This window comes from Pseudomonas sp. 2VD (assembly GCF_005503585.1).
In the GTDB taxonomy this organism is placed as follows: Bacteria; Pseudomonadota; Gammaproteobacteria; order Pseudomonadales; family Pseudomonadaceae; genus Pseudomonas; species Pseudomonas aeruginosa.
In genome coordinates this window covers 1-7,744 of sequence record NZ_SCND01000295.1, presented here as the reverse complement: position 1 = coordinate 7,744, position 7,744 = coordinate 1, and the positions used below count along the sequence as shown (strand labels likewise).

Below are 7,744 nucleotides of genomic sequence, written 5' to 3'. Positions count from 1 at the left end.
ACAATCCAGAGCCGCATCCCTCCCGAGGTAGTACCCTGATGTCCTTCGCCGAAAAACTGTCCCGTCTGCAAGCCTTCCTCGATGCCGATGACCTGCACGAAGAAGCGCTGGACTACGTGGCGACCCACGGCTACCTGACCGCCCTCTCCATCTGCCCGGAGCAGGTGCCGGAGCGGGAGTGGATCGACGCCCTGTTCGCCGAACCGCCGCACTACCGCAGCGATGAGGAGCGCCAGGAGATCGAGACTTCCCTCGAGCAGCTCAAGGCGCACATCACCCGCGTGTTGGCCAGCGACGAAGACCTCGAGCTGCCCTGCGACCTCGACCTCGGCGACGAGCCGGACGACTCCGACCTGCGCGGCTGGTGCATCGGCTTCATGGAAGGCGTGTTCCTTCGCGAGGAAGTCTGGTTCGAGCAGGCCGAGGAGGAAGTCAGCGAGTTGCTGCTGCCGATCATGGTCGGCTCCGGCCTGTTCGACGAGCAGCCCGAGTTCGACGAGATCGCCCGCGACCGCCACCTGGTGGACGACATGGTCGCGCAGATTCCCGACCTGCTGACCAACCTGTTCCTGCTCTGCCAGGCGCCGGAAGAAAAGCCCGCCCTGCTCAAGCCGCGCACGCACTAAGGAGCGCCGCGGTGGCGCAGCGGGAAATTCGCCCGAGCGCTCGCGCCTGGGTGCGCTATAGCCTCCAGGCCGTGGGTTTCCTAAGCGTAGCCCTGGGCGTGATCGGCATCTTCCTGCCGGTGCTGCCGACCACGCCTTTCCTGCTCCTCGCGGCGGCCTGCTTCATGCGCAGCTCGCCGCGCTTCTACCACTGGCTGGTCGGCCATCCACGGCTCGGCCCGTGGATCCGCGACTATCTCGACGGCGAAGGCATCCCGCTCAAGGGCAAGGTCTACGCCATCGGCCTGATGTGGGCCAGCATCGCCCTTTCCTGCTACCTGGTCCGACGCCCCTGGGCCCAGGGCTTCATGCTGACCAGCGCGGTACTGGTCAGCATCTATATCCTCCGCCAGAAGACCCGCCCGCCGCACGACGCCTGAGGGCCCGCTCAGGACAGCGCCGGATCGCCCTCGCCCAGCGGCAAGCGGTCGCCGGGCCCGCGCCGCTCGGGGCTCAGCACGGTGAAGCCGAAGGTGTTCCAGCCGTCCGCGCTGTCGACGAACACCGAACCGCCGTGCATGCTCGCCACCGCCTTGACGATGGACAGGCCGAGGCCGTGGTTGGCCTCGCTGTTGCTGCGCGCCGCGTCGACCCGATAGAAGCGCTCGAACAGGTGCCTGCGGTGCTCGTCGGCGATCGGCACGCCGGGGTTGCTCACCGCCACCCGCACTTCGTCGCCACGCCGCTCGACGCCGACCCGCAGCGTGCCGCCGGCGGCGGTGTGCTGGGCAGCGTTGTACAGCAGGTTGGTCACCGCCCGCTGGAACAGGGCGCGCTCGACCAGCGCGCGGGCCTCGCCGCGCACCTCGATGCCAACCCCAGCCTCGTCGAAGATCACCTCGAGGAAATCCACCGTAGTCGCGATCTCGCCGGCCAGCGAGGTTTCCTCGCGCTCGCAGGCCAGGCGTCCCTGGTCGGCGCGGGCGAGGAACAGCATGTCGTTGACGATCGCCCGCAGCCGCTCCAGCTCCTCCAGGTTGGATTGCAGGACCTCTTCGTAATGTTCGCCGCTGCGTTCGCGGGACAACGCCACTTGGGTCTGGCCGATCAGGTTGGTCAATGGCGTGCGCAGCTCGTGGGCGACGTCGGCATTGAACGACTCCAGGCGCACGTAGGCCTGCTCCAGGCGGTCCAGGGCGCCGTTGAACGCTCCCACCAGTTCGCGCAGCTCGGCCGGCAGCGGCGAGAGCTGCAAGCGCTGCGACAACTGCCGCGGGCTGATCCGCCGGGCCTCCTCGGAGAGCCGATGCACCGGCCACAGGCCCAGGCGGGCGATCCAGTGGCCCAGCAACGAGGCCAGCAGCACACCGAGGGCGGACAGGCCGAGCAGCCATTTCACGGTGGAGGTCCGCGCCTCGTGGAACGCCGCGCTGTCGATGGCGGTGACGTAGGTCAGCCGCGGCCGCCCCTCGCGCGCCGGCAACACGCCGACCCGCGCGGTCAGCGCGTACCGGTGCTCCGGCAACTCCAGTTCGTAGCGGCCGGCGCCATCGGCGATCAGCCGCTGCACCGGTTCGCTGAAGCGCCCGTAGTGATAGCGCGGGTCGTCGCTGTCGATCCAGAAACGGATCAGCTCGTACTCCTGGCTCAGGTTGTCCAGCTTGCCCTGCAGGTGTGGCCAGCGTTCGGCCAGGTCGGGGTGGTCGAGCATCCGCGAGACCATGTTGAAGCGCACGTCCACCTCGCCCTGCTGCAGGCGCTCGGTCTGGCGGTCGAGGATGCAATAGAGCATGGTGCCGATGAGGGCGAAGATCACCACCGCGGCGCCGGCGAACATTCCCGCCAGGCGGGTCGACAAGGACATGCCCACCTCAGCCCGACTCCGCCAGCGCACGGTTCTCCAGGACGTAGCCCATGCCCCGGATGGTATGCAGCAGCTTGTTCTCGAACGGACCGTCGAGCTTGGCGCGCAGGCGCTTGATCGCCACCTCCACGACATTGGTATCGGTATCGAAGTTGATGTCCCAGACCAATTCGGCGATCGCCGTCTTCGACAGGATCTCGCCGCTGCGCTGGGCCAGCACGCAGAGCAGCGCGTACTCCTTGGCAGTCAGCTCCAGGCGAGTGTTGCCACGGAAGACCTTGCGGCTGAGCAGGTCGATGGACAGGTCGGCGATGCGCATCTGCGAATGGCTTTCATGGTTGCCGCCGCGCCGGGTCAGGGCCTGCAGGCGGGCGACCAGTTCGAGGAAGGAGAACGGCTTGATCAGGTAGTCGTCGGCGCCCTCGCGCAGCCCGCGCACCCGGTCTTCCACGCGCTCGCGCGCGGTGAGCATGATCACCGGGGTCTGCCGCCGCTCGCGCAACGCCCGCAGAACGCCGTAGCCGTCGACGCCCGGCAGCATCACGTCGAGCACGATCACGTCGTACTCGCCATGGAGCGCCAGGTGGCGACCGTCGATGCCGTTGTCCGCCAGGTCCACGGTGAACCCCTGTTCACTGAGGCCACGGTTCAGGTAGTCCGCCGTCTTCGCCTCGTCCTCGACAATCAGTACCCGCATCTATCGCCCGATCCTCTGTTCGCCTTCGCATCCCGGGCGGGACGCATGCCTGCCTGCATCCTAGCCACGCGCCGCCGTCCAGGAAAGCCGTGTCCGTTACGCCTCATGTCGCCGTCGCCCCAGCGGTTCCGCCGTCCGAGGTCGTCGCCCCGCGCCGGTGGAACAGCCGCTCCAGGGCCAGGTATACCACCGGCGTGCTGAACAGGGTCAGCACCTGGCTCACCAGCAGCCCGCCGACCACCGCGATGCCCAGAGGCTGGCGCAGCTCGGAACCGGTGCCGAAGCCGATCATCAGGGGTATCGCGCCCAGCAGCGTGGCCAGGGTGGTCATCATGATCGGCCGGAAACGGGTCAGGCAGGCCTGGTAGATCGCCTGCTCCGCGCTCATGCCCTGCTCGCGCTGGGCGACGATGGCGAAGTCGACCATGAGGATGCCGTTCTTCTTGACGATGCCGATCAGCAGCACGATGCCGATCAGCGCCATGATCGAGAAGTCCTGGCCCCAGGCCCAGAGCAGGAACACCGCGCCGATCCCCGCCGAGGGCAGGGTCGAGAGGATCGTCAGCGGATGCACGAAACTCTCGTAGAGCACGCCGAGGATGATGTACACCGCGATCAGCGCGGCGAGGATCAGCAGCGGTTGCGAGGCCAGCGAACTCTGGAAGGCCTGCGCCGCGCCCTGGAACACGCCGATAATGGTCGAGGGCATGCCGATCTCCTCCTGGGCGCGCTGCACCGCCTGCACCGCCTCGCCGAGGGACACCCCGGCAGCCAGGTTGAAGGACAGGTTGACCGCCGGGAACATGCCGTTGTGGTTGATCTGCAGCGGCCCGGAGCGCGGCGCCGCGACCTTGGCGATGGCCGACAGCGGGACCATCTCGCCGCTCAGCGGCGAGCGCAGGTAGAACCAGTCCAGGCTTTCCGCGCGGCCGCGCTGGCGCGCATCGAGTTCGAGGACCACCTTGTACTGGTTGACCTCGGTCTGGTACTCGCCGACCTGGCGCTGGCCGAAGGCGTCGTAGAGGGTCTGGCTGACATCCTCGGCGCTGAGGCCGAAACGCGCCGCGGCCACCCGGTCGATGTCCAGCGCGGTGACGCTGGCGCCGACCTGCAGGTCGTTGGACACATCCATCAGCCCCGGCACCTGCTTCAGGCGCTCGGTGAGGCGTTGCGCCCAGAGCGCCAGCTGGGTGCTGTCGCTGCTGCGCAGGGCGTACTGGTACTGGGTCCGCGAGGGTCCGGAACTGAGGTTGATGTCCTGCGCCGCGCGCAGGTAGAGCATGATTCCCGGCACCTTGGCCAGTTGCGGGCGCAGCCGGTCGATGAACTCGCCGACCGAGACATCGCGCTCGCCACGGTCCTTGAGGACGATCCAGAAACGCCCGTTGGCCAGGCTCTGGCTACCGCCGGTGACGCCCACCGCATGGTTGTAGCTCTGCACCGCCGGGTCGCTGGCGATGATCTCGGCCAGTTGCCGGTGCTTGGCGACCATGTCGTCGTAGGAGATATCCTCGGCAGCCTGGCTCGTGCCGAAGACGAAGGCGGTGTCCTGCAAGGGGAAGAAACCCTTGGGAATCCCGACGTAGCCGGCCACCGCCACCAGCACGGTAAAGGCGAAGCCGACCAGCATCAGCCGCTGGTGCCCGAGCGCCCAGCGCAGGCCGCGTTCGTAGCCGCCGGTCAGCCATTCGGCGAAGCCCTTTCTCGGCGCTTCGGCATGCCGCAATGCCGGCATGAAGCGCGAAGCCAGCATCGGCGCCAGGGTCAGCGAAGCGACCACCGAGATCAGGATCGCCACCGTCACGCTGACCGCGAATTCGCGAAACAGCCGGCCGACGATCCCGCCCATGAACAGCAGGGGAATGAACGCGGCGATCAGCGAGAAGCTGATGGAAATCACGGTAAAGCCGATCTCCGCCGCGCCCTTGAGCGCCGCCTCGACCTTCGAGGCGCCCGCTTCCAGGTGTCGGTGGATGTTCTCCACGACCACGATGGCGTCGTCGACGATGAAGCCGACGGCGATGATCAGCGCCACCAGGGTCAGGTTGTTGAGGGTGAAGCCGAGCACGTACATCGCCGCGAAGCTGGCGCTCAGGGACACCGCCAGCACCGTGGCGACGATCAGGGTCGCCGACAGCTGGCGGAGGAACAGGCCCATCACCAGCACCACCAGGCCAATGGTCAGCAGCAGGGTCAGTTCGACCTCGTGCAACGACGAGCGGATGGTCCGGGTGCGATCGTTGAGCACGTCTACCTCGATGGTCGCCGGGAGCATCTCGCGCAGGCGTGGCAGCGCGGCCTGGATCGCGTCGGCGGTATCGACGATGTTCGCCCCAGGCTGGCGCAGGATCACCAGCGCCACCCCGGGCACGCCGTTCGGCCAGGCCTGCACGTAGTCGTCCTCGGGCGCCGAGACGATCCGCGCCACGTCCTTGAGGAACACCGGCGCGCCCTGGCGGTAGGCGACCACCAGGTCGTCATAGTCGCTGGCGTTGAACAACTGGTCGTTGGCCGCGAGGGTCGACACCCGCCCCTCGCCGTAGAGCGCGCCCTTGGCCAGGTTGACGCTGGCCGACTGCAACGACTGGCGCAGGTCGGCCAGGGTCAGCTGGTAGGCGGCGAGCTTTTCCGGCTGGGCCTGGATGCGGATCGCCGGGCGCTGCTGGCCGACCACGAAGATCTGCCCCACGCCGTTCACCTGGCTGAGCTGGCGGGCGAGGATGGTCTCGGCGTAATCGCTGAGTTCGATCAGCGGCATCATCTCCGAGTTGACCCGCAGGATCATGATCGGGCTGTCCGCCGGGTTGACCTTGCGCCAGGTCGGCAGGTTCGGCATGTCCACCGGCAGCCGCCCGGCCGCGGCGTTGATCGCCGCCTGGACTTCCTGGGCGGCGACGTCGATGCTCTTGTCGAGGCTGAACTGCAGGGTCAGGGTGGTAGTGCCCAGGGCGCTGCTGGAGGTCATCTCGGTGATCCCGGGAATCGCGCTGAACTGCACTTCCAAGGGGGTGGCCACCGACGAGGCCATGGTTTCCGGGCTACCGCCGGGCAGCAAGGCGTTGATCTGGATGGTCGGGAAGTCCGCCTCCGGCAACGGCGCCACGCCGAGCCGGAGGAACGCCAGCAGCCCCAGCAGCAGCGAGGCCAGGGTCAGCAGCGCGGTGGCGATCGGGTGCCGTACGCACCAGCCGGAAATCCCGGCGCGCGGCGTCACGGCCGCCGCTCCGTGGCCTGGGCCAGGCTCGGGCGCGGCTCCTGGATATCGACCAGGGCGCCGGGCATCAGCCGCGAGTGGCCGTCCACCACCACCTGGTCACCGCTGGCCAGGCCTTCCACCACACTGAGGCCGTCGATGTCCTGGAGCACCCGCACCGGCACCGCCTCGACCCGGTCGGCGGCGACCCGGTAGACGAAATTGCCCTCCAGGCCGCGGCGCACCGCCTTGCTCGACAGCACCAACTGGTCGCGCCGGACCCCGGTGTGCAGGCTCACCGCGACGAACTGCCCGGGCCAGAGCCGGGCCTGGCGGTTATCGAAGGAGGCGCGCACGCGGATGGTGCCGGTGGAACTGTCGATCTGGTTGTCGATGGTCAGCAACCGGCCCTCGCCCAGCGCGCTCCCGCCGTCGCGGCTGTAGGCGCGCACCGCCGCCTCGCCGCCGAGCAGCGCCTGCAACTGGGGCAACTGTTCCTGTTGCAGGGAGAAGACTACGGAGATCGGTGCGATCTGGGTCACGCTGAACAGGCCGAGACTGTCGCCGACCCGCACCAGGTTGCCGACATCGACGTTGCGGATACCGACCTTGCCGGATACCGGCGAGGTGATCCGGGTGTAGGACAGGCGCACCCGCTCGGCGTTGATGGTGGCATCGTTGGCCTTCAGGGTCGCGCGCAACTGGTCGACCGTCGCCTGCTGCTGGTCCAGCAGTTGGCGTGACACCGCACGCTCGGCATACAGGCTGCGGTAGCGTTGCAGGTCCTGCTCGGCGGATTTCAGCTGGGCCTGGTTGCTCGCCCTGGAGGCCTGCGCCTGCTCCAGCGCGGCGACGACGGCGCGGTCATCGATGGTCGCCAGCAACTCGCCCGCCTCGACCATCTGCCCTTCGCTCACCAGCAGGCGGGTCAACTGGCCGTCGATCTGGGTGCGGATCACCACGTTGTGCAACGAAGTCACCGTGCCGATGCCGCTGACCTGTTGCACGACGTCGCGCCGCTCCACCCGCGCCACGTTCACCGGGACCCTGGCCGGCGCGGGCGCCGCCTTCGCCCCGGCGTCGCCGCCGAGCCATGCCCAACCGCCGAAGGCGACCAGGCCCGCCGCCAGCACGCCCACCAGGACCCGTCCCCCACCACTGCGCAACGCCTGCATCTGTCCACCTTTCCCAGTCGCCGGCCTCGCGCGGCCGACTTCGTTCTTCTTTATAAGCAGCGCAGCGGGACCCCACCCTGACCCCTGAATGACAATCCTGTCAGTTTCGCCGGACACCCCGCGCTGGCAGGCCGCCCGGCGCTCTCGTAGACTTCGCTGAGTCCTTCCGGAGCCCGCTCGATGTCCCCAACCCCCGGCGCCCGCCGGCCC

6 protein-coding genes are annotated in these 7,744 nt (G+C 68.3%); 2 read left to right on the top strand and 4 right to left on the bottom strand.

All coding sequences use genetic code 11. The features are described from left to right. Nucleotides 1–38 precede the first annotated feature (38 nt). Both FFS27_RS24690 and FFS27_RS24685 read left to right on the top strand, forming a co-directional pair. A complete protein-coding gene (locus tag FFS27_RS24690; protein WP_003083037.1) occupies nucleotides 39–626 on the top strand; it encodes a UPF0149 family protein in 588 nt (195 codons plus the stop codon). An 11-nt stretch (nucleotides 627–637) separates the two neighbouring features. Further along, complete coding sequence (locus tag FFS27_RS24685) at nucleotides 638–1,045, top strand: YbaN family protein (protein WP_003087079.1); 408 nt, start codon at nucleotides 638–640, stop codon at nucleotides 1,043–1,045. Between the two features lie 8 nt (nucleotides 1,046–1,053). Here the strand turns inward: FFS27_RS24685 and FFS27_RS24680 are convergent, their stop codons facing one another. The 4 genes from FFS27_RS24680 to mexM form a co-directional block, all read right to left on the bottom strand. Continuing rightward, nucleotides 1,054–2,499, bottom strand: coding sequence for a sensor histidine kinase (locus FFS27_RS24680; RefSeq protein WP_023434722.1), 1,446 nt, complete (start codon nucleotides 2,497–2,499; stop codon nucleotides 1,054–1,056). After that, entirely contained in the window at nucleotides 2,477–3,166 is a 690-nt protein-coding gene (locus FFS27_RS24675) for a heavy metal response regulator transcription factor (RefSeq protein ID WP_003083028.1), read from the bottom strand. Before FFS27_RS24675 ends, FFS27_RS24680 begins: the two co-directional genes overlap by 23 nt. A gap of 103 nt (nucleotides 3,167–3,269) precedes the next feature. Further along, nucleotides 3,270–6,380: a multidrug efflux RND transporter permease subunit MexN gene (gene mexN / locus FFS27_RS24670; RefSeq protein WP_058133491.1), complete on the bottom strand. Its 3,111-nt coding sequence runs from the start codon at nucleotides 6,378–6,380 to the stop codon at nucleotides 3,270–3,272. Further along, a complete protein-coding gene (gene mexM / locus FFS27_RS24665; protein WP_137952256.1) occupies nucleotides 6,377–7,534 on the bottom strand; it encodes a multidrug efflux RND transporter periplasmic adaptor subunit MexM in 1,158 nt (385 codons plus the stop codon). Before mexM ends, mexN begins: the two co-directional genes overlap by 4 nt. Between the last annotated feature and the right edge of the window lie 210 nt (nucleotides 7,535–7,744).

What these genes read in the sequence shown, in the direction of transcription:
- FFS27_RS24690 (WP_003083037.1), top strand. Translation starts at nt 39, where the DNA reads ATGTCCTTCGCCGAAAAACTGTCCCGTCTGCAAGCCTTCCTCGATGCC.
- FFS27_RS24675 (WP_003083028.1), bottom strand. Translation starts at nt 3,166, where the DNA reads ATGCGGGTACTGATTGTCGAGGACGAGGCGAAGACGGCGGACTACCTG.
- mexM (WP_137952256.1), bottom strand. Translation starts at nt 7,534, where the DNA reads ATGCAGGCGTTGCGCAGTGGTGGGGGACGGGTCCTGGTGGGCGTGCTG.